Origin of the sequence: Paraburkholderia sp., from assembly GCF_047605525.1 — a bacterium.
In the GTDB taxonomy this organism is placed as follows: domain Bacteria; phylum Pseudomonadota; class Gammaproteobacteria; order Burkholderiales; family Burkholderiaceae; genus Paraburkholderia.
In genome coordinates this window covers 32,449-56,408 of record NZ_JASGFN010000008.1, presented here as the reverse complement: position 1 = coordinate 56,408, position 23,960 = coordinate 32,449, and the positions used below count along the sequence as shown (strand labels likewise).

The window sequence follows — 23,960 nt, the reverse complement described above, 5'->3', positions numbered from 1 at the left end:
TTCGACGCGGCGGGCGGCACGTGCGTGTGACGCGCGAGGCGCGCCGTGCGCCAGAATGGCTCCTACAATTTCACCGAAATGGCTCTCAAGTCGAGAGCCAAATCTCTTTATAGTCGCTCCAGATGCCGTGCGGTGAGCGCGGCGCCAGACCCGCCACCGGAGCGATCGAGATGACCCAGAAGAATGCCGAGCTGAAGAGCCGCAAGGATGCCGCGACGCCGCGCGGTGTCGGCGTGATGTGCGATTTCTACGCGGCGCGTGCCGAAAACGCCGAGCTGTGGGACGTCGAAGGCCGCCGTTTCATCGACTTCGCCGCCGGCATCGCGGTGTGCAACACGGGGCACCGTCATCCGAAGATCGTCGCCGCGATTCGCGATCAGCTCGATCGCTTCACGCACACCGCGTACCAGGTCGTGCCGTACGCGTCGTATGTCGAGCTGGCCGAGAAGATCAATGCGCGCGCGCCCGGTGACTATCCGAAGAAAACCGCATTCTTCACGACCGGCGCCGAAGCCGTCGAGAACGTGATCAAGATCGCCCGCGCGGCGACCGGCCGCCCCGGCGTGATCGCGTTCAGCGGCGCGTTCCATGGCCGCACGCTGCTCGGCATGGCGCTGACCGGCAAGGTCGTGCCGTACAAGAGCGGCTTCGGACCGTTCCCGTCGGACGTGTTCCATGCGCCATTCCCGAACGCGCTGCACGGTGTGACGACCGCCGACTCGCTGAAGGCGCTCGACTCGCTGTTCAAGGCCGATATCGAGCCGAAGCGCGTGGCCGCGATTATCTTCGAGCCGGTACAGGGCGAAGGCGGCTTCTATCCGGCGCCGGCCGACTTCGTGCGCGCGTTGCGCAAGCTGTGCGACGAGCACGGCATCCTGCTGATCTCCGACGAAGTGCAGACCGGCTTCGCGCGCACCGGCAAACTGTTCGCGATGCATCATTACGACGTCGCGCCCGACCTGATGACGATGGCAAAGAGCCTCGCGGGCGGCATGCCGCTGTCGGGCGTGGTCGGCCGCACCGAGGTCATGGATGCGGCGGCGCCCGGCGGCCTCGGCGGCACCTATGCGGGCAATCCGCTCGCGCTCGCGTCCGCGCTTGCGGTACTCGACATCATCGACGAAGAACGGCTTTGCGAGCGCGCCACCGTACTCGGCGAGCGCCTCAAGGCGAAGCTCGTCGCATTGCAGCGCAGCGTGCCGCAGATCGCGGACGTGCGCGGTCCGGGCGCAATGGTGGCCGCCGAATTCCGCAAGCCGGACAGCACCAGCCCGGACGCGGAGTTTGCGAAGCGCGTGCAGACGCGCGCACTCGAACGCGGTCTGCTGCTGCTCGTGTGCGGCGTCTACTCGAACGTCGTGCGCTTCCTGTTTCCGCTCACGATTCAGGACACTGTGTTCGACGAAGCGATGGCGATACTCGAGGACGTATTGAAGGAAAGCGTCGCAGTTGCGGTTTGAGGCTTCCCCGCGCGTTGCCGTGTCACTCCGCGTCAGACAGTCGAACAATCAAACAGTGACACGGCCAGCTCAGAACCGATGCCGGATACCCGCCTGCACGAGCGTCTGCGAATGGCTGCTCGATGCGGTCGTGGTATAGATCTGCGCATAGGCGCCCGGACCGCTCGCGCGCTGATAGATGCCGGTGAGGAACAGATCCGTGCGCTTCGACAGCAGGTAGTCGGTTGCGAGCGTCACCTGGTTGTAGTGCGGCGAGCGGCCGCCGGAATAGTCGGCATTCGTGTACACGTACGACACGCCGACGAGCCACGCAGGCGTGAAGCGCTTGTACACGCCCAATTCACCGTTCTGCAGCCGCAGTCCCGTCGAATCCGAATAGTTGAACAGCACGTTCGAATAGCTGACGAGCACGTTCACGAAACCGAAATCGTAGGCCGCGCCCGCGCCGATGATGCGCTGCTGATCCGTGCCCGCGCCTGCCGGGCTGACCACGAACGGCGAGCTGAAACCCCAGCCGGTGCTGTCGACCGCGCCGCTCGTCAGGTTCGACGGCGTCGCGTTGCTGCGCCGGTTGAACTGCGTGACGGCGATGCCGGCCTTCAGCGGACCATTTGCATAGTTCACGCTGCCGCTGAAGCCGTTGTTGTTCGAGAACTGCGTCGAGTTCGAAAACGCGTAGCTGCCCGCGAACGTCAGTCCCGACAAAGCCGGCGACACGTAGCGCACCGAATTGTTGAAGCGGTTCGTGAAGAACATGTTGTCGTTGTCGCCGATATGCGCGCCGAACCCCGCGAAGATATTCGCGGACTCGGCCCACCACAGGCTATTGGTCATTTCCTCGTACTGACGGCCCGCGGTGATCGTACCGTAGCGCTGATTGCTCAGGCCGACATACGCCTGGCGCCCGAACATGCCGCCCAGCATCGCGCCGTTGGTAATCGAAAAGCCGTTTTCGAGCGTGAAGATCGCATGCGTTCCGCCACCGAGATCTTCGTCGCCGCGCAAGCCGAACCGCGGCGGCATCATGCCGCCGTTGGCGAGCGCGAACAGGTGCGAACCCTTCACGTTGCTCACGTATTCGATGCCGGTGGAAATGATCCCGTACAGCGTGACGCTGCTCTGCGCATGCGCGCAGCCGATGCCCGCCGCCGTCAACGCCGCGCATAGACCCGCGCGCTCCGCCGTCTTCCGTGTAAATTGCCGACTCTTCATGATGTCTCCTTATATCGCTGTTTTTATGAATGGACCCACGTATTCAGAACCACCTGTTTCTCGCGTCGTGCGTCGTCCGCCGGACAGCTTGTGCTGTCCGTCCTGGCGGATCATCAACAGATGAGAGAGCGGCGAGATACGTCGCCGCGCGCACCGCGGCCGGATCAGTTCGGTCCCAGCGCCTCGACCGGGCCGTGCCGGCGGTCTTCGAGATTTTCCGGACGGCCCCAGCCGAGAATCGGCGCGAGCTGCAATACGACGGCAATCACGACAAGGCCGATGCGAACCATCCAGCCGCCTTCGTAGAAGCTCGCGAAAATCGCCGGCGGCCCGAGCAGCACGCCGAGATAGGTGGCCTGGGCTACCACGCCGCTCGTCGCGCCCAGCGTGCCGACACCCGGCGACGACGAGGGCACCAGCGTCCAGATATAGCCGTTGACCGTACCGATGCCGAGCGAAAACACGCAGACCGCCACGATGGCCGCAATGAGTTCGACCGTCGGCAGATACAGGCCGACGCCGCCGCACAGCATCACGATGCCGCCGACGATCGCGAGCCGCCCGCCGCGCACGCCCGCTTTCAGCAGATGACCGACGCTCAGGCAACCACACGCGACGAAAACTTCGGCCAGCGTGCCCACCGCGGCCGCGGCCGGAATCGCAATCGCGTAACGCCGCGACAGATAGACAGTCAGCGCCGCCATGATGCCGGTCTGGATAAACGCTGACGCACCGGACGCGAGCGCCACGCGGTACGGCCGTGGACTCTTCAGCACGAGCCAGATATCGGCAAGCCGGCGGCTTTGCAGATTGGCCTGCCTGGCCGGCAACAGGATCACCGCGCAGGCGAGCGCCGCCATCAGGATCGCGTGGCCGCCGAACGCCCAGCGCCACAGCTCGCCGCGCTGCGCGAGCGGCGCGACGATGCTCAGCGTGAGGCCGATGCCGACCGCCGTATGCGACGTCCACAGGCCGAGCGCGATGCTGCGTCGTGAGCCCGTCGTCGTGCGCATGATCAGCGTCACCGCGCCGACCGTCAGCGACAGATAGCCGACACCTTGCAGCAAGCGCCCGAAAAACAGCGTGCTCACGTCATGCGAGCCGAACACGATGAGATTGCCGACCAGCGCGAACACCGAGCCGCCGAAAATCACCCGCTTGTCGCCGATGCGGTCGACGAGCCAGCCGCCGAACACCGCGGCAATCGCGGTAATCAGCGACGGAATGGAGATAACCCAGCCGGCATTCGCGTGCGAGAGGCCGAAGTACTTCGCGATGTCGCCGATCACGGGAACGGACTGCGTCACGAGCGAGGTCGCGACGGTGCCGTAGATGTACAGCAGAATGATGCAAGGCCAACTGCCTGGGGAAAACATGCCTGTCTCCTGAGAAATCATGTGATTGTTGTATGTGTCATGCCGCTATTGAAGTCGTGCCTGCCTGATCCCGTCACTCCCATTCGAGCAGGCGGCATATATTGCCGCCCATGATCAGTTCGCGGTCCGCCGCCGACAACCACGGCAGCGTCTCGCTGAAATGCGTGACGCACTGCCGGTACGGATGATGCAGCCTCGACAATTCGCTCGCCCATAGGATCCGCTCGGCGCCGAACGCCTCGAACACGCGGCGCAACGTTCTGTCGAGCGAACGGAACGGATACGGATCGAGCGCGTAATCGCCGACGCCCGCCGCCTTCACATGTACGTTCGGATGCTTCGCGAGCGCGAGCAACGCGGGCAGATGATCGAACGCGGCCGGGCCGGACGCGCCGCGCGGCACGCCAAGATGATCGACGACGATCCGCAGGCGCGGATGCCGCCGCGCGATATCGTCGACCACGTGCAGCACGTTCGGCACCAGCAGCGCGACCACGAGGCCGGTTTCCTCGGCGATCGGCCAGAGCCGCTCCATCTCGCCGTCGACGAGCGGCCGCAGCCGCTCCTTCGTGTTGAACAGGAAGCGGACGCCGCGCATGTTCGGCTGCTCGCGCCATGCGCGCAACAGACGGTCCTGATTGTCGAGCCGGCTGTCGAGCAGGCCCATCACCGCGAAACGCCGCGGCTCGGCCGCCGCGAGCGACAGCGAATAGGCATTGCCGTCCGGGTCCCACAGCGGCGGCACGAGCAACGCGCGGTCGACCCCGGCCTGTGTCATTTCCGCCTTGAGGACGTCACCGGTGATCGGCGTGCGTCGATGGTGCCCGGTCGAAACACCGTTGGACCAGGCATGTACTTGTGCGTCTACGATCGGCATGGAAGTTCGTTGTCGGATTGTCGTGGATGAAATCGGTGATTCATGAACGGCCGACCTGGAACAGCCGGCCCGCGCCGCGCACTTCGCCATGCGCATCGCCGCGCCAGCCGGCCGCGTGCAGCACCGACCACAGCATCGCCTGGTTGCTCGTGACGACCGGCAGATCGAGGCCGCGCTCGAGTTCGTCGGCGGCTTCGAACGCGCGCACGTTCGCACACGAAAGCAGCACCGCGCGCGTATCGCCGTCGACCTGCCTGCGCACCACCGCGGTGATTTCGGCGGGCTCCATTTGCGCGGCCGCTCTCGCGTCGGTGAAACCGAGCGACACGGTACGCAATACGTGGAAGCCCGCGTCGATCAGCGACTGCCGCTCGACACTCGAGAACTCGTCGCTGAACGGGCAAACGTGCAGAATGCCGTCGGCTTTCAGCGCGCGAAGCGCCTGCTTGATCGCGACCATCGTATTGGTCGACGGAATCTCCAGCGCGTCCGACATGCGCTGCGCGAGCCTCGCATCGCAATCCTTGCCATTGGCGACGCTCGCGCCCGTGCAGTTGAATGCGATCGCATCGGGCGACAGGTCTTTCAGATAGCCCGCTTCGTCGATCGCTTCGAGGTAAGCTCGCGTGAGACTTTCCATCGTCACGCGCCCCGCTTCCTTGCGCAAACGGATGCGATGCACGTGATACGCGACGCCGTCCGGGCAATAGGCGCGGAAGTCGTCCTCGGCGATCGTGTTCAATGACGGGACAATCATCCCCACACGCAATTTCTTCATCGATTCCTCGCGTCTGCGTTGCTTGCTGCATTGTTCCTCGTTGTGGACCAGTCTATGGACTTACGCTTTGCAGGCCCAATCGAAAAACTGCCGGGGTCATCCGTTTTTGCTGTACTCCGGCGACGGGTTCGACGCGCGCGCTTCGTCCTCGCTGTTGTCCATCGTTTCGAGCGATTTGCCGCGCGCCTCGATGCCGATCGTCAGATACGTGAGACCGCACACCACGAGGCAGAACGCCAGGAACTGGAACGCCGGCACGATCACGTTGACGGTTGCCGACGGCATCACGACGTTGCTCGACCCCGCTGTCATCGCGAGACCGAGCGGCCCGAGGATCTTGCCGACGGAACCGGCGAGGCCCGCATAGCCCGACCCGGTGCCGCGCAGCCGCGACGGCCAGATCTCCGTCGAATACGCGGCGCACACGGAGAAGCTGCCGTCCGCGAAGACGAAGGCGAGCAGCAGCGGCGCCCAGAACAGCGCAGGCGTGAGCAGATCGCCGTGACCGATATAGCCCGCGGCGAGCAACGCGATGGCCGACGCAATCGCAAAGTAGCCGCCCGTTTTGCGACGACCGATACGGTCCGCGAGTCCCGCGGCGGACAAGCGCGCAAGCATGCCGAGCAGGCTGAAGCCGATCATCGTTTTTGCCGCGACCGCTGGAGAGAATTGCTGGATCTGCGCGAGCAGCGTGGGCGCCCACAACACGATGCCGTAGTAGCCGCCGATCAGCCCGATGTTGATCAGCGTCGTCGTAACGACAGCGCGCGGACAGCGCAGCAATTCCAACCACCCGCGCGAGGCCACCGGTTGCGGTGCGTCGATCTGATCTTCGAAAGACGGCTTGCCGAGTGCCCACGCAATCGAGCGGCGCGCCGCCGCCTCGCGTCCTTGCAGACCCAGCCAGCACGGCGACTCGGGAATCGACGCGGCGCCGATCAGCGCGATCACGGCCGGCGCGGCGCCGAGCGCGAAAGTCCAACGCCAGCCGATTGCGGGAATCACATACGCGCCGCTGAACGCGCCCAGCAGCAGCCCTCCTGTGGTGATGGCCGAGACGATGCCGGTCAGCATGCCGCGCCGACGCGGCGGCGTGAACTCGTGAACGAGCGCGATCTGGATGAAGTAGCCCGCCGTGCAGAAACCGATCACGATGCGCAGCACCGCCATATAGATCCAGCCGCGCTCGGGCGTGAACGCGAGGCCCACGCTCGCCGCCGCGAGCAGCAGCAGAGAAACGACGAACACCGGCTTGCGGCCGAAGCGATCGGCCATGCTGCCCCACACGACGCCGCCGACGATCGCCCCCGCGCCCGATGACAACAGCACCGCGCCCATGATCCCGTACGTCAGGCCCCACGGCTTGATCAGATAAGCCATGATGAAGCCGATCAGATACGCGTCCCAGAACTCCAGCATGCTGCCCACGCCGACCAGCGCGAGCAGAAGCCTCTGGTTTCCGGACAATCGCGTTTGTTCCTGAAACGGGCTGCGCCCGCTATTGATCTGCAACATGGTTGCCTCCGTCTCCATCGTTCGAGTTTTGTATTCGCAGTACGAGCCGGGTCCTGCGGACTCGATTCGTCAGCATGTTCTGGGTCCTGCCAGCAGGAATGTGTCTAGCGGCGCGGAAGCTTCGTATTCCGCGCCGGTTTGCGTTTCGTCTTCCCGGACCTTGCGGGTTTCATCGGCACGTCCTGGATCTCCGGCGTTTCAGCCGCCCAAGGAGAGGTTTCCGCGAGCGACTCTCCGGCAATCGCCGTCGCGTTGCGCTTCAGATGATGCAAAAAGGCCGCCTGCACGTCGTTCGGCCGCCAGTCGCGCTTCGTCGTAATGCCGACGATCGGACCGTCCCACGGCACGTCCACCGGCAGCGGCGCGATAAAGCCGAAACGCCGCTCGCTCAGCACCTCGGTCCAGCTCAGCACTGTCAGCATTTCGGCGTCGTACAGCGTGATGCGGATCGTCGAAAGCGAGTAGGTTTCGATACTCGCCGGCGGCGGCGTGGTCTCGGCGAAGATATGCTCGTACGCTTCGCGGCGCGGCGAGCCCTTCGGCGGCAGGACCCATTGGTAGCGCGTGAGTGCGTCGACGGTAATCGTGTTTTGCCGCGTCAGCGGATGCTCGCGGCTCGCCACCACGCAATAGCGTTCGTGATAAAGCGGCTCCTCGACGAAATCGAACGCCTTGCCCGGCTGTTTCAGCAGGCCCAGCATGAAGTCGATTTCGCCGCGCAGCAGCTTGTTGAGCAAAGCCTCATAGGTGCCGCTCAGCACGACGACGCGCGCATCGGGAAACTGCGCGGTCAGCGAGCGGATCGCATTGACGATCAGGATGGTCGGATCGAGCAGCAGCACACCGACCGTCACTGTGCGCTCCTTCGGAAACTCATACGTGGTGACGGCTTCGGCGAGCGCCGCGATCTGGCTCGACACGAGTTTCAGGCGCCGCGCGAACTCGCTGCCGATCTCCGTCGTGTTGATGCCCGCCGACGTATGCCGGTACAACTGCCCGCCCAGATTCTGCTCGAGCGTGCGCGCCGCGCGTTGCAACGAGGCTTCGGTGATGCCGAGCATCCGCGCGGCCGCGCGAAACGACCCGCATTCCTCGATCGCGATCAGACAACGCATCTGCGTACGCGTGATGCTGCTCGCGAGCGCGAGCGGCGACACCTTGCGCGTGCTGCCGACCAGTTGCGCCGCTTCCTCCGCGAATTGCAGGATCTTGCGCGTGCGTACCAATGCCGCGACGCCGACCGGCGTCAGATAGGTACCGGTCGGCGAGCGCTCGAACAACGCGACGCCGAGCATGCCTTCGAGCGCCGCGACGCACGAGGTGGTGGCCGGCTGCGAACGCAGCAATTCCTGCGATGCCTGGGTGACGTTTTCATGGCGCGCGACGGTCTCGAAGACCCGCAACTGCCAGATGCCCGGCAGATCTTTCTCGGACGCAGCGGTCTCGATTCGTCGCATTGCCATTCCTGAATCAACGGGGTCAAACAGGTTGACCGGATGAAAAGTCCGTCACGCTTTCTACCTTTCTACATTACCCGCGCTACTCGCGGCCCACCGTATTGCGCAGCGTTCCGATCCTGTCGATCGAAATCTCGCACACGTCCCCCACTTTCATGAATACCGGCGGCGTGCGCGAGAAGCCGACGCCGCTCGGCGTGCCGGTTGCGAGGATATCGCCGGGATACAGCGGCGCGATCGTCGACGCGTATTCGATGAAACGCGGAATCTTGTGAATCATCGCGCTGACGGACTCGTCCTGCATCACCTGGCCATTCAGCGTGGTGCGGATACGCAGTTGATCGACGTCTTCGATCTCGCCGCGCGGCACGATCCACGGTCCGATCGAGCCACTGCGGTAGAAGTTTTTCCCGGGCGTGATCTGCCGCGTATGGAATTGCCAGTCGCGCACACTGCCTTCGTTCATGATCGTAAAACCCGCGATATGCTCGAACGCGTCCTTCGCGGCGATCCGGTAGCCGGGCTTGCCGATCACGACGACGAGCTCGCCCTCGAAGTCGAACTGCTCGCTCACGCCCGGATGCAGCAGCGGCTCATCGTGGCCGACCAGCGAATCCGCGGCGCGCGCGAACAGCGCCGGCGCTTTCGGCAATTCCTGAACGCGGCCCGCGCTCTGCACTTCGTTGTGATGCTCGGCGTAATTGAGCGCGAGGCACCAGATGTGCACGGGCGCTGCGACAGGCGGCAGAAAGCGGATGCGATCGAGCGCATAGTCGGCAGGCGCCGCGGCGGCGGCCGCGACGTGCCGCGGAAAACCCGCGGCGAGCAGCGCCTTCAGGTCCGCGTATTCATGACCGAAACGCTTGCCGAGATCGACGACGCCGTCGCCGACCACGACGCCGTACGTGTTGCGACCGTCGATTTCAAAGCTGGAATATTTCACTTCACTTCTCCGTTAGACGAGGCCGGCATACGAGCCGCCATCCAGTTGCAGATTCTGTCCCGAGATATAGCCGGCCTGCGCGCTGCACAGGAACGCGCAGGCATCGCCGAATTCCATCGGATCGCCGAGCCGCTTCGCGGCAATCGTCGCCGCGATCCGCTGCTTCGCTTCGGCCATCGTGATGCCGTCCTTCTTCATCATGCGCTCGGCCATATAGCGCTGACGGTCCGTGTCGAAGCGCTCCGGCAACATGTTGTTGATCGTCACGTTATCGGCCACGCTGTCGCGCTGCACCGATTTGCTCAGTGCGGTGAGCCCCGCCCGCACCGCGGCCGACAGGCCCATCATCGCGCTCGGTGACTTGACCATCGCCGACGTGATGTTGACGATGCGTCCGAAGCGCCGCTCGCGCATGCCCGGCACGAACGCCCTGATCAGAAAGATCGGCGCGAGCATGTTGCCTTCGACCGCGCCGAGCCAGTCCTCGCGGCTCCAGTCGCCGATCTTGCCCGGCTCCGGTCCCGCGTTGTTGTTGATCAGGATGTCCGGCGCGGGGCACGCTTCGATCAGACTCGCGCGCCCGGCTTCCGTGTTCAGATCGGCGGCGACGATGCGCGGACGCCGGCCGGCCACCGCCTCGATCCGCGCGGCGGCGGTTTCCAGCGCATCGAGGTTGCGGCCGTTGATATAGACCTCGCAACCCTCACGCGCCAGCGCCGTCGCGCACGCGAGCCCCAGGCCTCGCGACGACGCGCAAACGAGTGCCTTCTTTCCGGCGATTCCCAAATCCATGACCTGTCCTTTATGACTTCGTTGATTTCCCCGGCCTTTAGCGCGCTTTATCGGCCATTGCCGCGAAACGCTCTTTCAGGCGCGGATAGAGTTTCAGCGCATTGCCCGCGAACACTTCCCGCCGGTCGCGATCATCCAGATGCGGCGTCGCGACGATATAACGGCCGGTGTCGTCGAAGTGATGAGCGGTTTGCGGATCGATGCCTTTCACAGCGCCGATCATCTCCGAGCCGAAAACGATGTTGCGATGGGGAATCACCTTCGTCAGCAGGTCGATGCCGGCCTGGTGATAGACGCAGGTATCGAAGAACACGTTGTTGAGCAGCCCGTTGTCGAGCGTTTCGAAACCCATGTCCTGCGCGAGCCCCCGATAACGTCCCCAGTGGTACGGCACCGCCCCGCCACCGTGCGGAATGATGAAGCGCAGCGTCGGAAAATGTTTGAAGAGTTGCGGCGCGAGCAGCAACTGCATGAACGCGGTCGTGTCGCCATTCAGATAATGCGCGCCGACGTGATGGAAGCACGGATTGCAGGAACTGCTCACGTGAATCATCGCGGGTACGTCGAGCTCGACCATCTTCTCGTAGAGCGGATAGTAGATGGGGTCGGTCAGCGGCTTGTCGGTCCAGTAGCCACCGGACGGATCCGGGTTCAGATTGCAGCCGACAAAACCGAGTTCGAGCACACAACGCTCGAGCTCCCGCGCCGACGCTTCGAGCCCATGTCCCGGCGATTGCGGCAACTGACACACGCCCGCGAAATTGTCGGGATACAGCGTGCAGACCCGATGAATCAGATCGTTGTTCAGGCGCGACCATTCGATGCTGTTATCGAGCGTGCCGAGGTGATGTCCCATTTGCCCGGCGATCGGCGAGAACAGCGTGAGGTCGAGGCCCCGCGCGCGCTGCTCTTTCAGTTGACCGTTTTCGAGCGCGGCGCGCAATTCGTCGTCCGGGATATCGAGCGGCGCGCCGTAAAAACCGCCGCCATTCTCGAGCTGACGGCGCCGCCATTCGTGCAGCGTTTTCGGCACTGTCGTGAAGTGCCCGTGACAGTCAATGATCATCGTGATTTACCGTGTTGTTGGATGCGAAGTCCGGCGAGCGGCCACCGCGCGTCAGGCGCCCGCTCCTCGTGGCCATTCGACAATCTGCGTGGCCTGCCTGACGAAACGCTCGGGTGGCTTCTCGCCAGTGTCGTAACTCATCCCCTCGCCGATCCGGATGCGGTTGAAGCGGCTCGCCGCATTGAGTTTTTCCTGCGAGATCCAGTGCTCGTGCATCTGCTCGAACGGGCTCATCCAGTAGTCGAAAATCTGACTGCCGAGCGCATGACGGCCGATGCCGCGCACGTGATCGTGCGAACGGTGGACCATGTGGTCGTAGCCGAAGAAAATGTCGTCGACGCCTTCGACCTGGTAGGACACGTGATGCATGCCGGCCCGTTGCCCGCGCAACAGAAAGATCACGTGATGGTCGACCAGCTCGTCGCCGCGATCGACGCGATTGAACTGGCCGATCACATTGCTCGCTTCGCCGACGAACAGTTCGTCGGTCGGCAGCAAGCCGAGCGTGCGCTGATACCAACCGATCGTGTCCGCGAGATTCGGCGTTGCATACGCGGTGTGCGCAATCCGCACGATGCGCGCGGGGCCGAGCGAGCGGCTTTCGCCATCGGGGCCGCGCACGAGCGCGCGCGGCGGCAGCGGCGCGATGCGTTCGCGATTCGTCACCAGTTCGAGCCAGAAGCCGTTCGGATCGCGCAGCCGCACGCGTTGTCCGCCACCCGGCACGTCGGGCGACTCGATGCCTTGCGCGCCGGGCAGCTTCGCCAGCGCGGCGACGTCGGCGTCCTCGCTCAGTTCATAGCCGAAGCTGATCGCGCCGGGCGCGCCGAGTTCGGTCACATGCAGAAACGGCGCATCGCCGACACCCCGCATATAGAGGCGCTTCGCATCGCGATGCGCGAGCACCATGCCGAAATCTTCGAGAAACGCCTGCATGCGGCCGAGATCCGGCGCACTCAGCCGGACATATGACATTCCAGTAATCGGTGAAGCCACCACTGTCTCCTTAAAGCTTTCCGTTGTCGGTGCAGTACCGTAACGCGCTTCAGCTCAAGATGTCCGCGACGTTCCCGAACAACGCTTCAACCGTATAACGTTGCGAAACCAGCTTCTGTTCGAACGCGTACCGGATCACCGTTTCGAGCGCGGGACGCAGCGCATCGAAGCCGACCGGCTGCAAATCCGGGCCGTTCGCCGACGGCCGATCGCCGCTCGCCTCACGGCTCTTCTGTAGCATATGAAATACTTCGCGCACGAGTTCAGGCCGGTTCCCGGCGATTTCCTTGCGAATCACCACGACGTGATTGATCGGCACGACGTGTGTACGACGATACGACGCCATCGCCGCCTCCTGCGGCGCGGCAATCAACGTGCGAATACCCGGATCGCCCGATAGCGCGCCGCCCGCGATGATCGCGTCGACCTCTCCCGCGCGCAGCATGTCCTCGAGGCTCAGCGTCGAATCGATACGCGTGACGAAATCGGGGTCGTGATATTCGGCGACGTGCGCGCCTTCCTGCGTGAGCCAGCGCACCTTGTCGAGAGCGACACCGTATTCGTCGGACAGAATGCCGCGCACCCACGTTGGCGTGGTTTGCGCATACGAGCGCATCGCGACCGTTTTGCCGGCGAGGTCCTGTGGCCGCAAATCATCGTCGGCGCGACACAGAATGCTCTTGTGGTGAAAGTTTCCGTTCATCACGAACGGCAGCATCAGGTAAGGTTTGCCGGCCTCGTAAGCCTGCAGGAACGTGACGACCGCGAGTTCCGCGACGTCGAACTTCAGGCCGCGCACGACGTCCTTGAATGCCTTCTGCGCGGTGTCCACATCGGCGAAATCGAGCCGCAGCAGCGACGACGCGACACTACCGTCCTTCAGCGGCGCGGTCTTCTCGTAAGTGCCCATCATCGCGGTGAGCGTGGTCATATCGGTCCCTTTCATGTGCGGCTCGTGGTGACCAGCGTTTCGTGCCGTGCGTTGCCGCTGCCGCTGCCGCTGTTACTGTTGCTATTGCTCATGCGCGGATCGTGGAAGACGGCCTGCAACGGCGGCTCGTCTGGAATCAGCCTCTGCCGGTGCGCGTAGCGCACGAGCGCCGCGAGCGATTTCGCGTTTTCGTCGAAGCCATACGGCAGCGGATCGCCGACCCATCGCGCGAGTTCGCGATAGCGCCTGTCCTCGGCGCCGTCGGCCTCGCCGCTGCGAATGCGCTCGAGATAGCCGGCCTTCGCCTGGGTGAATGCGTCGAACAGTGCCGTCGCAAGCGCCGGATGCCGGTCGAGCACATCGTTGCGCACGACGATCATGCCGTGCAGCGGATAGATGCCCGTGCGCCGAAACCAGTCGCGCTCGCGTGCGTCGGCGTCTTCGACGATCTCGACGAGTTCGCCGTCGAGATCGTTGCCCGCGCCCGCGAGTCCGCCGAACGCGGCTTCCAGCTCGCCGCGTTTCAGCAGGTCCGCGATCGACTGCCCTTCAGCGAGCCGCTGCACATTCGGCGGCGTCACGAAGCTCTGGACGTTCTCTTCTTCCTCGGTGATCCACGTCACCCTGTCGGAATCGACACCGTATTCGTCGGCGAAAATACCGCGCGTCCACACCGCCGCGGTGACCGAATAGGTCCGCACGCCGACGCGACGTCCTTCCAGATCTTTCGGTTCGCGAATCGTCGACGCGCGCAGCCGCTGCATCCCCGCGTGACGGAACCGCCGTGTCATTGGAATCGCGAGCGCGGTAATCGGCGCGCCCGCCGCGACGGCCATCAGATACGACGTCGGCGCCATTTCGCAGATGTCGTACGGCTGGCTGCGCGCCATCTCGCGATAGGCATCCGGCATGCGCTTCTTTTCGATGAACTCGAGCTCGAACCCTTCGACGCTCACGGCGCCGTTGCGCAGATCGCGCACCTGTCCGTGCGGCCCCAGCACGATGGACAGTCTTGCTGTCATGAATCCTCCCGTGTTCGCGTTAGCTGGCCGAACGGCCGGCTAGTTGCAGGCCTTTTTCCAACGCCGAGAAATCGCGCTTCGGATAGGTCATCAGAAAACGATAGCCCTGCTCGATGACCCGGCTCACGTTCTGACCCGTCACATGGGGATGACCGACCGGAATGTCGTATGCGTTACCGATTTCGAGCACGTGAGCCATCATGCGCAGCAATTCCGGATTGTCGTACTGGCGCGGACAGCCGAGTTCCTGCGTCAGATCGCCCTCGCCGATCAGCAGGACGCCAATGCCCGGCACCTGCTTGACGATCGCCTCGATGTTTTCGATCGCGCGCGTGTCCTCGATCATCAGCACGACCAGCACTTCGCCGTCCGGGTCGAGCGGCCACACGTCGGCCTTGCGGTAGTACTCCTGCTGCGACACGCCCCAGTAGCGCGCGGCGGGCATCGGCGCATCGCCGCGCAGGCCGGCCGGTTCGTAGCGCGGCGCGCTCTTCAGACGCGGATAACGGCACGCGGCGACTGCGTTATAGGCTTCTTCCGGCGTGCTGATGCGCGGCCACACGATGCCGTACGCGCCGAGATCAAGCGCCTGCTTCGCGAACCACTGGTTCATTTCGCTGCCGCTCGGCGGAATACGTACGAGCGGCGTCATCTGACAGGCAATCGACTGCGCCTTCGCGATGCGCTCGCGCAGCAGCAGAAACTGCATCGATTCACGCAACGCACGGATATCCCAGGGCGTGTGCTCGAGTTCGAACACGACACCGTCGTTCGACGATTGCGCAAACGCGACCGCCGATTCCACTTCCGCCGGGATGAACGACGTCAGCGCGATACGGCGTCCGGTCTGCAGCGCGCGGATCACGCCATTGAGTCTTTCTGTCATGGTTTCATCGTCCCTGGTTCGCTTACAGCATCGCCGCGCAGAATGCATCGCCAGCGCCGGGCGGCAGAGGTTTTTCGGTCCAGCTCTTGCAGCCGTCGGTCGTGAAGAACACCTGGCCGCCGCGCGTGACGCTGATCACCCCGTTGGGGTCGGTCGGATGCACGCCGAAGCCGAGCATCGTGCTTGCCGGCTTCACCTGCGCATCGGCGCGATACCAGCTCTTGCCGAGATCGTCACTCGCATAGAGCGCGCCGGCATTGCTACGCGACGAAATGCTGAAGCACGCGTACATCTTGTTCGGGTCGTCGCAGACGAAGCGGCAATCGCGTGCATACGTGAACGGCGCGAACTTGCCGACTTCGAGATCGCGGAAGGTCTTGCCCTTGTCGCGGCTTTCGAAAATGCCGAGACGGCACACATAGAACAACGCGTCCGGGTCGGCGCGTGTCGTGCAGACCGAGTGCGCGTCGAACACGCCTTCGGCGTCGTCGTCGGTTTCGATCCGGCTTTTCAGATGCGGCAGTCTGGAGAGTTCGAGCAGACCTTCTGCTTCGCCGCGCCACGTGTCGCCGCCATCCTCACTGACGAGAAAGCCGTTGATTTCGGCCACCGCGTACATCACATCGGGATTCAGCGGATGAAACGCGATGCGCATCACACGCGAATCGCCGAATGAAATCTTGAAGCGCTCGGGATGATCGGCCTTGCATTTGCGCCACGTGTCGCCGCCGTCGTCGCTGCGATAAATGCTGACCGGGCCGCCGGCCGCGAACAGCGTGTCGGGACGCGTCGGGTGAATGACGACGCTCCAGAACTGGATCGACTCGTCCGTCACGTTCAGACGCGACCATGAATCGCCGCCGTTCGTCGAGCGATATACGCCTTTGCGGGTCGCCGCGAACAGCAGATCGGGCCGCTCGGGATGCGGCGTGATCGCCTGCACGGAAGCATCGTCGGGGAAGTCGGTCAGCTTTTCCCACTCGCCGCCGGGCTTCAGACGGTACATCGAACCAATGGCATTCGGACGATTGGCAGCGGTACCAACCAGCATCAATTCCTTCATAAGGGCTCCGGATCAATGGTCGTCGAGCGCCGCCGCGTAATTCGGACGCGCGCTCAACAGGAGTTCGGAATGCAGTGTAAGTGCCGCCAGCTACGCTTTGTTATTCAAAATCTGCGGTGGCAATAGAAATTTGCTTAGTCGCTGAAAATACGGCTGGCGAGGATGCCAAAGCGAAACAGAAGCAGGGGAAAAAGCGGGGAAATGCGGAGGAGGACAGGCGGATCCGGCAGTTGCCGGCCGCTGTATTCGTTGTGGCCGAATGCGCGAATGGCCTGCTTCACCATCGGGTGAAAGCAGGCCATTCGTATTGAAGCACTGCGTGAACGGCGCGGAATCGGCTCCCGCGCCGCAACTTCATTGATGCGTGTAGTGGACCACCGGCACCGAATAAGAACTCACGGCCGAATCCGTGCGGCTGCCCGACCGCGACGAACCCTGAGCCGGCGAACCATAACCGCTGGTCTGCGCAGCCTGGTTTTGAGCCGCAGCGCGTGCCTCGGCTGCCTGAATATTTGCCGGATAGTCATCGGCGTTCATCGTCGACGGATCATAGCCGGCCTTCTCGAGCTGGATCAGCTCGGCACGCACCTGCGCACGCGTAACCGGTTGGTCGTTCTGGTTCGATTGAGCGAAAGCCGCAAACGGCGTGGCGACGAGAGCGGCGACAACAGCAGCTTGGATAAGCGACTTCATGATTTCCTACCTCCAGAAATTACTTGTGAGATTGCCGCGAAGCCCTGATGCGACCTGGTGCGATCCGATGCATTCGTAGCGTTGAAATCAGTGTAGGCACCGCCCGACCTCGGGAAAACCCCTAAACCCTGAATTCACTGTTGCGATAGCCGCGCCAATCGGGCGCCCGGCCCGGTCATTCGAACGGCCCGCCTGCGCGGCCGGATCGCCGTGCACTAAACTGGCAACGCAGCACGACGCGCCGCTCGCGCCACCACCATCGCATTCGACCGAGGAGACACGCGCCATGCCGCCTTCCGTTGTTCTGCCGTCCTACCGTGAAACCGTGCGCGCCGAATGGGTCGATTACAACGGCCATATGCGCGACGCGTTCTATATGCTGGTCTTCAGTCTCGCGGCCGACGTGCTGATCGACCTGATCGGGCTTCCCGATGCGATACGCACGGCACGGCATCGCTCGATCTACACGCTCGAAGCGCATCTCAACTATCTGCATGAAATCAAGGAAGGCACCCAGGTGCGCGTCGACATGCGCATACTCGCGCACGACGCGAAACGGCTGCACCTGTACCTCGAAATGTTCGCGACGCACGACACTCGTGCCGAACCCGTCGCCGCGAGCGAACAGATGCTGCTGCATGTCGACACCACCGGGCCGCGCGGCGTCGCATTCGATCCCGACGTCGAAGCGCGCGTGCGGGAGCTCGCGCGAGCGCATGCCACGTTGCCGCCGGCCCGTTTCGCGGGACGCGTGATCGGTCTGCCGACCACGGCACGGAAAACAGCGCAACCGGAAGGGAATGGACACGCTTGAGCGGGCAATCGCCGCATTCATCGAAAGCGCCAGCGCGCTCTATCCGTCGAATCGTGCCGATGCTCACGCTCGCCGACGTGCATGCGTTTCGCGACGCATATTGGGGGGAAACGAGGAGAGAACAGAAGAGAGGCGCGATGACAATCGCGAAGATGGAACCGCCTCCACACATTACCCCGCATGGACCATCCCGCTTGTCGCGCTCAGCGCGGAACACGATCCACTACGCGACGACGCGCATGTGTTCGTCGAGCATATTCGCGCGGCCGGGGGCGACGCTCAGTTGATGCATCGGGCGGTATGCGACTTTCCGCGCGATCACGCTACGCCAGCGACGTAGCATCGACGCGCGTCAGCGATTACGCTCGCCGCGCCAGCGCGCAAACGTCACGAGGTCGAGCCCGACTTCGCCCGGCTCGATGCGGGTCCAGCCGTAAAACGCGTCGTCCCAGCCGGGGATGCCGCGCGGCGTCAGCGTATGGAACTGCATGCCCGCCCGGTAGGCCAGATCCGGCCAGAACAGCGGCATTACCTCGCGCACCGCGAGTTGCCTGAGCAGCTCGGACGGGCCGCCCTCGTCGGCGACGATCTCGCCCTGCGAGATCCAGTCGTTCTCGGCCCACGCGACGAACACGCTCGGGTTGCCGGCGCCGTCGAACATCAGGATCACGTTCTGCTCGGGCCGCCAGTAATACTCGACGATGCCTTGCGCGGCCACTACTTCGTCGATCACCTTGCGCGTGCGCGGATCGCAGTAGGTCATGCCGTTCTCGCCGAGCGCGAGCCAGCCCGATTCCGCGCAATGACGGTTCTTCGCGTCCTTCAGGAAATGCACGAGACGGTTGGCCGAATCGGGATCGGTCTTGCGCAGATACAGATCGACGATGCCGGCATTGAACGCCTTGACCGCGACGGTTTCATCCGCGACGCCGGTAAGCAGCACCTTCGCGCAACGCAGATGCGAAATGGACGCCAGAAATTCGACGCCGCCGATACCCGGCATGTCGTAGTCCACGACGACGGCCGCCACTTCCTCGAAGCGCGCCGGCCGCGCGACGATGTCGCGCTCCGCCGAGGTTTCGACGAAGCGTTCGACACCCGGCTCGCTCAGGCACGCCGACGCCGCCGCGAACTCCAGTGAATTCTCGCGCGCGTGCTGACGGATATAGTTGAGCGCGGTTTGCGGCCGCGTAAAGAACAGGTTGGTGTGAGTGTCCGGGAAAAACCGGCGCAGCGCATCCAGATAGCTGTCGTTGTCGTCGACAAAAACAACCGTGGACGGATAGAAAACGGGAGGTCGAATAAAGTTGTTCATGTTTTCAAGTGGTTCTCACGCCGCCGCTGCCAACGCCCGGGACCGGCTGGTCCGTATCGCAGCTCGCCGCGCGACAGCCCAAGGAATGCCGGGCAAGGTCTTGCCCGCGGGTCTCGCATGGTCAATGGGTTAGTGCCGCCACTTCCGGTCAGCGCCTCGCCTTCCACGTTCCTTTCACTAGCGTGCCGGCGCATCTCTGATGATCAGCTTTACACGCCGGATAAGCGAAACGTGGCTGCCGGTAGTCTCCGCTGATTCGTATAGTACAGGCTCCGCGCATTAACAGTGCAACTTGCATCGCATATACCGTTGCACGCATGCCGCGCGAATGCGTGGCAATTAATCTGGCCAAAAAAGAATATCGAAGCAAGCGCAAAAAATATCGGATTCAGGCGATCCCGCCTGATCGTGACGACGTCGCCATGCCCCTTTTTGGTGCCAGGTTCATTCCGACATCAGCTATCGCAACGCGTCATATCCGGCCGGCGAGAATCGTCGATGATGCCACTGTCGTTTATCATCGATTATTCGCAGTTCATGAATGTTGTTGCTTAGATATGACGAATACCGGCAAGGTGTTGGTAATCGGCCTGCTCGTGATCGATGCGGGCGTCGCCGGTTATCTGCTTTTTCCCAAGGACGAACAGCGCGCGCCCACGGCGACCGGCGTGGTGGTAGGCAGTGTCGATGACCCGGCGCCGCCCGACTCGCCAGGCGGCTCGGCGCGGGCGACGGGCGGCGTCGTGATGCCGGAGGTTCCGGCGAAACCGGCGCTTCCCCCCGCTCCGGCGGCGCCAGTGAATCCGGTCACGCCGCCGGGCGCGGCGGACAAGCTGGCGATGGCGCCGCCGTCGCCCGCATTGCCCGCCGCGGACTCGGTGCCGCCGCAGCCCGCGCCACCCGCCGTGGATTCCACGGCGCCGACGTCGCCCGCGCCCGCCCCCACGACAGCGACAGCCGTCGCGCCGGCCCGGAGCGTTGCGCCCGATTCCGGCCAGGTCGCCGCCGGCCGCATCGCCAATGCGGCGCCGCCCGCCGCGCATGCAGCCGCGTCCGCCCATACGAAGCCGCAGCCCGGGCCGCGGCGCATCGAACAGGCGCAGGCCCATCGGCGCGCGGGGCAGCATCCGAACGGCTCGAATCCGGTGGCGGCTTTGCTGACGGACCAGTTGGTCAGGGAATCCGCGAAGCCCGATCCGTCACTGCCGATGCCCTCGGGCATCGGCGTGCAGAGCATGCAGACGCCGCCTGGCCAGGGTTCGAATCCGGTAGCGTCGGCGATGACCGATCAGTTGGTCAGGGAATCTTCCAGAGTGGCGCCGATGCAACAGTCGCCGAACCTCAAGCACTGACTACCGCGCTCGTAAAAAAACCTTTTGACGGCGCAGGCGCGGGTGCGGCGCGTGCGTCATTTGCATGCGCCGCGCGCATTCATGCCGATCAGTCATGGCCGCGAGGCCACCTCATCCAGATGCTCGAGCAGATCGGCCGGATCGTCGTAGACGCGCAACGCGCCGGCGCGCTCGAGTTCGTCGGTGCCGTAGCCGCCCGATAGCAGACCGACGCCAAGCGACCGGCAGCGACGCGCGGCGAGCATGTCCCAGATGCTGTCGCCGACCACGACCGTATGCTCGATCGGCACGCCCAGCCGCTCGGCCGCGGCGAGAAACAGGTCCGGGTCCGGCTTCGCGTATTTGACGTCGTCGCGCGTAACGACGACCGCCTTCGTAGGATCGACGCCCAGCGCCTCGAGATTGAGCGCGGCCGTTTCCATGCGCCCGCTCGTCGCGACCGCCCACGGCGTGCCGCTGTGCGTCAGCGCATCGAGCAGTTGCCGCGCGCCCGGCAGCGGACACACCTGCGCGCGCAGCCGCTGATAAGCCGCCGCATGCGCCTGCCGCAACCGCTCGCTGCGTTCGACGCTGATTTCGCCGTGCGTTTCGCGCAGCAACTGATTCGTGAACAGGCCGCCGCTCATGCCGATCTTGCGATGAATCCGCCAGACCGACAGCGGGATCCCTTCGCTGTCGAGCGCTTCTTTCCAGGCCAGCACGTGCTGATAAACGCTGTCGACGAGCGTGCCGTCGAGATCGAAAAGAAAGGATGTCTGGATGCGCATAACGGAACTCCGGTGATGACGGGTTCCTGTCAATATGCCATGTCTCGATGAAGCAGCGCAGACGCCCTCCTGCCGCGCACCGGATGCACCCCGATTGTGCCGATGGCGCGTCGCCCCCTCGCGGCGTGCGCCGCAACAGGGTAAGCTTCGGCCCCTCGCTGTTTTCCGCCATCAGCCGTTTTTCGAAATTGCCGCCTGGTTCCCACACTGCACAACCGCTGCGGGTTTTTTCGCCGCCTTTGGCATGTTGCGTGCTTTTGGCTGATCCGCCGAATCATTCAGCAGCCAGTGCGAATTGAGTGCAAAAATCCGGCGCATCACCATCCGCAATAAACGACACGAACTTAACAAATATTTTTCGATTTTCGCAATAAGGCGATAGCACTTGCGGAATAGCGCCAAGAACCCATTCACCCAACAACAATTGTTTTAATCAAGGAATCACCCGCTATGAAAAAGACCCTGCTCGCCGCCGCGCTGTGCGGCATCTTCACGATGTCCGCGCACGCGCAAAGCAGCGTGACGCTGTACGGACTGATCGACACGGGCATCGTCTACACCAATAACCAGCTCGGCCACGGCAACTGGCAGCTCGCAAGCGGCTCGACGCAGAACACGGTGTTCGGCCTCAAGGGCTCGGAAGATCTCGGCGCGGGCCTGCATGCGATCTTCAAGCTCGAGCAGGGCTTCCTGTTGAACAACGGCGCGCAGGCGTTCGCCGGCAGCGCGTTCGGCTCGCAGGCATGGGTCGGTCTGCAAAGCGATCCGTACGGCACGCTGACGTTCGGCCGCCAGTTCGACGTGATGAACGACCTCGTCGGGCCGCTCTCCGCCAGCTTCAACACGTGGGGCGGCAGCCTCGCCGCGCATCCGTTCGAGAACGACAACCTCGCTGCGAATTCGGTCGTGATCAACAACTCGGTCAAGTACGCGAGCCCGGTCTATCACGGCGTCACGTTCGAAACGATGTACTCGTTCAGCAACAAGGCCGGCGACTTCGCGAACAACCGCTCGTACGGCTTCGCCCTCTCGTACGCACAAGGCCCGCTGGATCTCGCGGCCGGCTACCTGCAGTTCAACGACGCGGGCAACGGCACGGGCGCCGTGACCACCGCCGACACGAGCGCGAACTTCATCGCCGAACGCCAGCGCATCTGGTCGCTCGGCGGCAACTACACGTTCGGGGCGGCGACGCTCGGGCTGCTCTGGAGCCACACGCAGATCGACAACGTCGCGGGCGTGTTCTCGTTCGGCACGGGCAGCTACCTCGGCGCGGCGGGCGACGGGACCGGCACGCTCGGCGGCTCGCTGCGTCTCGACAACTACGAGATCAATGCGAAGTACGCGCTGACGCCGGCATGGAGCGTGTCGGGCGCGTACACGTATACGCACGGCGCGTATAACGGTTCGTCGCCGGACTGGAACACGGCGATGCTGCAGACCGACTACGCGGTAAGCAAGCGCACCGACTTCTATCTGGAAGGCGTGTACCAGAACGCGCACGGCGCGCCGGCGGATTCGGTGCTGTCGCACGCGATGATCAACACGTTGTCGCCGTCGTCGACGAATACGCAGGTCGCGGTGACGGTCGGCATGCGCCACGCGTTCTGATTTCCCGCGGCGCGCGCGGCCGTGAGCGCGCATATAGTCACGACCGCGACGCCGCGATCACCCGCGACGCCAGCGCATGATGCTGGCCGCGCCGCGAACGGATTGCGTGGATCTCCTCGATCACGCCGTCCGCGCGGCCGAGCCGGCGCAGCCCCCGCAATAACGTCAATTCTTCCGCGCCGAGTTCCGCGAGCGGAAACACGCCGAGCCCGCGCGCCGCGAACACCGCCATCAGCGCGCTGTCCTCGAATTCTCCGACGATGCGCGGCCGGATCCCCTGAGCCTCGAACCACCTGTCGAGCCGCGCGCGCAACGCGCCGTGGCGGGTCGGCAGCAGTACCGGCAGGTCCGCGAGACATTGCGGAAAGCCCGCGCGAGACGCTTTGCGCACGAGCTGCGCGGGCCCGTGCCAGTCCACCGGAGACCCCGCGACGCGCTGGCTCACCACGCGCAAATCCGCGCCATGCGGCGCCGGCTGGCAGGCGAGCACCAGATCGAGCCGATGCAGCGCGAGTTCCGACAGCAGTTGCGCGGGCTCGCCTTCGTGACACAGCAGCCTCAGCGACGGCGTCGCGAGCACCGGCGCCAGCAGCGCATGCGCGGCGAGCTTCGACATGCCATCCGACAAACCGACCGCGAACCGCACCGCGCCGTCGCCCGCTGCCTCGCGCATCTCGTCGAGCAACATCTCGCCGAGCTGAAAGATCTGCTCCGCGCGATTGAACGCCTGCTCGCCGGCCTCGGTCATCGCGACGCCGCGCCCGGCCGGTTTCAGCAGTTGACGTCCCAGTGATTTCTCGAGCTCGCGCACCTGCGCGCTGATCGTCTGCACGGCCATGTCGAGCCGTTCGGCCGCGCGCGCAAAGCCGCCTTCCTTCACGACGATCCAGAAATAATAGAGATGGCGATAGTTGAGCATGCGTGCCTGATACTTCGAAAAAACCGATATCTGATTCAGCGTAGCACTGATTTATTCGAATCGTGAACCCGGCGATGATGGCGGTTCCCCGCGCTTCGGCGCGTCAACCTGGACA

Annotated in this window: 24 protein-coding genes; 5 read left to right on the top strand and 19 right to left on the bottom strand. The window is 64.0% G+C overall.

All coding sequences use genetic code 11. From position 1 onward, the window contains the following. Nucleotides 1–170: 170 nt before the first annotated feature. Nucleotides 171–1,460: a 4-aminobutyrate--2-oxoglutarate transaminase gene (locus QM685_RS13480; RefSeq protein ID WP_415116630.1), complete on the top strand. Its 1,290-nt coding sequence runs from the start codon at nucleotides 171–173 to the stop codon at nucleotides 1,458–1,460. A 69-nt stretch (nucleotides 1,461–1,529) separates the two neighbouring features. Here QM685_RS13480 and QM685_RS13475 read toward each other — a convergent pair whose 3' ends face one another. The 15 genes from QM685_RS13475 to QM685_RS13405 all read right to left on the bottom strand — a co-directional run bounded on the left by QM685_RS13475 (nucleotide 1,530) and on the right by QM685_RS13405 (nucleotide 17,067). After that, nucleotides 1,530–2,672, bottom strand: coding sequence for a porin (locus QM685_RS13475; protein WP_415116628.1), 1,143 nt, complete (start codon nucleotides 2,670–2,672; stop codon nucleotides 1,530–1,532). Between the two features lie 164 nt (nucleotides 2,673–2,836). Continuing rightward, the gene (locus QM685_RS13470) at nucleotides 2,837–4,048 is read right to left on the bottom strand and encodes a CynX/NimT family MFS transporter (protein WP_415116626.1); all 1,212 of its coding nucleotides are present in this window, start codon (nucleotides 4,046–4,048) and stop codon (nucleotides 2,837–2,839) included. A 73-nt stretch (nucleotides 4,049–4,121) separates the two neighbouring features. After that, the gene (locus QM685_RS13465) at nucleotides 4,122–4,925 is read right to left on the bottom strand and encodes an amidohydrolase family protein (protein ID WP_415116624.1); all 804 of its coding nucleotides are present in this window, start codon (nucleotides 4,923–4,925) and stop codon (nucleotides 4,122–4,124) included. Nucleotides 4,926–4,965: 40 nt separating this feature from the next. Then, complete coding sequence (locus QM685_RS13460) at nucleotides 4,966–5,703, bottom strand: hypothetical protein (protein WP_415116622.1); 738 nt, start codon at nucleotides 5,701–5,703, stop codon at nucleotides 4,966–4,968. A 96-nt stretch (nucleotides 5,704–5,799) separates the two neighbouring features. Continuing rightward, nucleotides 5,800–7,218, bottom strand: a complete 1,419-nt coding sequence (locus QM685_RS13455; protein ID WP_415116620.1) for an MFS transporter — start codon at nucleotides 7,216–7,218, stop codon at nucleotides 5,800–5,802. Nucleotides 7,219–7,322: 104 nt separating this feature from the next. Next, nucleotides 7,323–8,675, bottom strand: a complete 1,353-nt coding sequence (locus QM685_RS13450) for a LysR family transcriptional regulator (protein ID WP_415116618.1) — start codon at nucleotides 8,673–8,675, stop codon at nucleotides 7,323–7,325. Nucleotides 8,676–8,757: 82 nt separating this feature from the next. After that, nucleotides 8,758–9,618, bottom strand: a complete 861-nt coding sequence (locus tag QM685_RS13445; RefSeq protein ID WP_415116616.1) for a fumarylacetoacetate hydrolase family protein — start codon at nucleotides 9,616–9,618, stop codon at nucleotides 8,758–8,760. 12 nt (nucleotides 9,619–9,630) lie between these two features. Further along, on the bottom strand, nucleotides 9,631–10,410 hold the full coding sequence (locus tag QM685_RS13440) for an SDR family oxidoreductase (RefSeq protein WP_415116614.1): 780 nt from the start codon (nucleotides 10,408–10,410) through the stop codon (nucleotides 9,631–9,633). A 37-nt stretch (nucleotides 10,411–10,447) separates the two neighbouring features. Beyond that, nucleotides 10,448–11,476 carry an amidohydrolase family protein gene (locus tag QM685_RS13435; protein WP_415116612.1) on the bottom strand — a complete coding sequence of 343 codons (1,029 nt, stop codon included), beginning with the start codon at nucleotides 11,474–11,476 and terminating at the stop codon, nucleotides 10,448–10,450. A gap of 51 nt (nucleotides 11,477–11,527) precedes the next feature. Continuing rightward, nucleotides 11,528–12,472, bottom strand: coding sequence for a VOC family protein (locus QM685_RS13430; protein ID WP_415116610.1), 945 nt, complete (start codon nucleotides 12,470–12,472; stop codon nucleotides 11,528–11,530). A gap of 49 nt (nucleotides 12,473–12,521) precedes the next feature. Then, nucleotides 12,522–13,418: a phosphate ABC transporter substrate-binding protein gene (locus tag QM685_RS13425; protein ID WP_415116608.1), complete on the bottom strand. Its 897-nt coding sequence runs from the start codon at nucleotides 13,416–13,418 to the stop codon at nucleotides 12,522–12,524. Next, nucleotides 13,415–14,425, bottom strand: coding sequence for an ABC transporter substrate-binding protein (locus QM685_RS13420; protein ID WP_415116606.1), 1,011 nt, complete (start codon nucleotides 14,423–14,425; stop codon nucleotides 13,415–13,417). Before QM685_RS13420 ends, QM685_RS13425 begins: the two co-directional genes overlap by 4 nt. Before the next feature lie 19 nt (nucleotides 14,426–14,444). Beyond that, nucleotides 14,445–15,311 (bottom strand): HpcH/HpaI aldolase family protein, encoded by an 867-nt coding sequence (locus QM685_RS13415; RefSeq protein ID WP_415116604.1) that lies wholly within the window; start codon nucleotides 15,309–15,311, stop codon nucleotides 14,445–14,447. Between the two features lie 22 nt (nucleotides 15,312–15,333). Next, on the bottom strand, nucleotides 15,334–16,374 hold the full coding sequence (locus QM685_RS13410) for a WD40/YVTN/BNR-like repeat-containing protein (RefSeq protein WP_415116602.1): 1,041 nt from the start codon (nucleotides 16,372–16,374) through the stop codon (nucleotides 15,334–15,336). A 354-nt stretch (nucleotides 16,375–16,728) separates the two neighbouring features. Next, a complete protein-coding gene (locus QM685_RS13405; RefSeq protein WP_415116600.1) occupies nucleotides 16,729–17,067 on the bottom strand; it encodes a DUF4148 domain-containing protein in 339 nt (112 codons plus the stop codon). Nucleotides 17,068–17,353: 286 nt separating this feature from the next. Here QM685_RS13405 and QM685_RS13400 point away from each other — a divergent pair, with 286 nt between their 5' ends. Together QM685_RS13400 and QM685_RS13395 are read left to right on the top strand one after the other, a co-directional pair. Beyond that, the gene (locus tag QM685_RS13400) at nucleotides 17,354–17,881 is read left to right on the top strand and encodes a thioesterase family protein (protein ID WP_415116598.1); all 528 of its coding nucleotides are present in this window, start codon (nucleotides 17,354–17,356) and stop codon (nucleotides 17,879–17,881) included. Further along, nucleotides 17,868–18,221 carry a hypothetical protein gene (locus QM685_RS13395; RefSeq protein ID WP_415116596.1) on the top strand — a complete coding sequence of 118 codons (354 nt, stop codon included), beginning with the start codon at nucleotides 17,868–17,870 and terminating at the stop codon, nucleotides 18,219–18,221. Before QM685_RS13400 ends, QM685_RS13395 begins: the two co-directional genes overlap by 14 nt. Before the next feature lie 12 nt (nucleotides 18,222–18,233). On the opposite strand, the gene QM685_RS13390 is transcribed toward QM685_RS13395, so the two are convergent. After that, nucleotides 18,234–19,196, bottom strand: a complete 963-nt coding sequence (locus QM685_RS13390; RefSeq protein WP_415116594.1) for a response regulator — start codon at nucleotides 19,194–19,196, stop codon at nucleotides 18,234–18,236. A gap of 317 nt (nucleotides 19,197–19,513) precedes the next feature. On the opposite strand from QM685_RS13390, the gene QM685_RS13385 reads away from it, so the two are divergent. After that, entirely contained in the window at nucleotides 19,514–20,548 is a 1,035-nt protein-coding gene (locus QM685_RS13385) for a hypothetical protein (RefSeq protein ID WP_415116592.1), read from the top strand. A gap of 92 nt (nucleotides 20,549–20,640) precedes the next feature. Here the strand turns inward: QM685_RS13385 and QM685_RS13380 are convergent, their stop codons facing one another. Both QM685_RS13380 and QM685_RS13375 read right to left on the bottom strand, forming a co-directional pair. Beyond that, a complete protein-coding gene (locus QM685_RS13380; RefSeq protein WP_415116590.1) occupies nucleotides 20,641–21,315 on the bottom strand; it encodes an HAD family hydrolase in 675 nt (224 codons plus the stop codon). Nucleotides 21,316–21,486: 171 nt separating this feature from the next. Beyond that, the gene (locus QM685_RS13375) at nucleotides 21,487–21,717 is read right to left on the bottom strand and encodes a hypothetical protein (RefSeq protein WP_415116588.1); all 231 of its coding nucleotides are present in this window, start codon (nucleotides 21,715–21,717) and stop codon (nucleotides 21,487–21,489) included. A 48-nt stretch (nucleotides 21,718–21,765) separates the two neighbouring features. Between QM685_RS13375 and QM685_RS13370 the strand changes: the two genes are divergently transcribed. After that, nucleotides 21,766–22,926, top strand: coding sequence for a porin (locus QM685_RS13370; RefSeq protein ID WP_415116586.1), 1,161 nt, complete (start codon nucleotides 21,766–21,768; stop codon nucleotides 22,924–22,926). Between the two features lie 37 nt (nucleotides 22,927–22,963). On the opposite strand, the gene QM685_RS13365 is transcribed toward QM685_RS13370, so the two are convergent. After that, entirely contained in the window at nucleotides 22,964–23,845 is an 882-nt protein-coding gene (locus QM685_RS13365) for a LysR family transcriptional regulator (RefSeq protein ID WP_415116584.1), read from the bottom strand. Nucleotides 23,846–23,960: the final 115 nt, after the last annotated feature.

Coding starts and splice junctions, on each gene's coding strand:
- QM685_RS13405 (WP_415116600.1), bottom strand. CDS start 17,067: ATGAAGTCGCTTATCCAAGCTGCTGTTGTCGCCGCTCTCGTCGCCACG.
- QM685_RS13440 (WP_415116614.1), bottom strand. CDS start 10,410: ATGGATTTGGGAATCGCCGGAAAGAAGGCACTCGTTTGCGCGTCGTCG.
- QM685_RS13385 (WP_415116592.1), top strand. CDS start 19,514: ATGCCGCGCGAATGCGTGGCAATTAATCTGGCCAAAAAAGAATATCGA.
- QM685_RS13425 (WP_415116608.1), bottom strand. CDS start 13,418: ATGAAAGGGACCGATATGACCACGCTCACCGCGATGATGGGCACTTAC.
- QM685_RS13470 (WP_415116626.1), bottom strand. CDS start 4,048: ATGTTTTCCCCAGGCAGTTGGCCTTGCATCATTCTGCTGTACATCTAC.
- QM685_RS13365 (WP_415116584.1), bottom strand. CDS start 23,845: ATGCTCAACTATCGCCATCTCTATTATTTCTGGATCGTCGTGAAGGAA.
- QM685_RS13390 (WP_415116594.1), bottom strand. CDS start 19,196: ATGAACAACTTTATTCGACCTCCCGTTTTCTATCCGTCCACGGTTGTT.
- QM685_RS13415 (WP_415116604.1), bottom strand. CDS start 15,311: ATGACAGAAAGACTCAATGGCGTGATCCGCGCGCTGCAGACCGGACGC.
- QM685_RS13455 (WP_415116620.1), bottom strand. CDS start 7,218: ATGTTGCAGATCAATAGCGGGCGCAGCCCGTTTCAGGAACAAACGCGA.
- QM685_RS13465 (WP_415116624.1), bottom strand. CDS start 4,925: ATGCCGATCGTAGACGCACAAGTACATGCCTGGTCCAACGGTGTTTCG.
- QM685_RS13380 (WP_415116590.1), bottom strand. CDS start 21,315: ATGCGCATCCAGACATCCTTTCTTTTCGATCTCGACGGCACGCTCGTC.
- QM685_RS13435 (WP_415116612.1), bottom strand. CDS start 11,476: ATGATCATTGACTGTCACGGGCACTTCACGACAGTGCCGAAAACGCTG.
- QM685_RS13395 (WP_415116596.1), top strand. CDS start 17,868: ATGGACACGCTTGAGCGGGCAATCGCCGCATTCATCGAAAGCGCCAGC.
- QM685_RS13450 (WP_415116618.1), bottom strand. CDS start 8,675: ATGCGACGAATCGAGACCGCTGCGTCCGAGAAAGATCTGCCGGGCATC.
- QM685_RS13410 (WP_415116602.1), bottom strand. CDS start 16,374: ATGAAGGAATTGATGCTGGTTGGTACCGCTGCCAATCGTCCGAATGCC.
- QM685_RS13460 (WP_415116622.1), bottom strand. CDS start 5,703: ATGAAGAAATTGCGTGTGGGGATGATTGTCCCGTCATTGAACACGATC.
- QM685_RS13420 (WP_415116606.1), bottom strand. CDS start 14,425: ATGACAGCAAGACTGTCCATCGTGCTGGGGCCGCACGGACAGGTGCGC.
- QM685_RS13400 (WP_415116598.1), top strand. CDS start 17,354: ATGCCGCCTTCCGTTGTTCTGCCGTCCTACCGTGAAACCGTGCGCGCC.
- QM685_RS13475 (WP_415116628.1), bottom strand. CDS start 2,672: ATGAAGAGTCGGCAATTTACACGGAAGACGGCGGAGCGCGCGGGTCTA.
- QM685_RS13370 (WP_415116586.1), top strand. CDS start 21,766: ATGAAAAAGACCCTGCTCGCCGCCGCGCTGTGCGGCATCTTCACGATG.
- QM685_RS13480 (WP_415116630.1), top strand. CDS start 171: ATGACCCAGAAGAATGCCGAGCTGAAGAGCCGCAAGGATGCCGCGACG.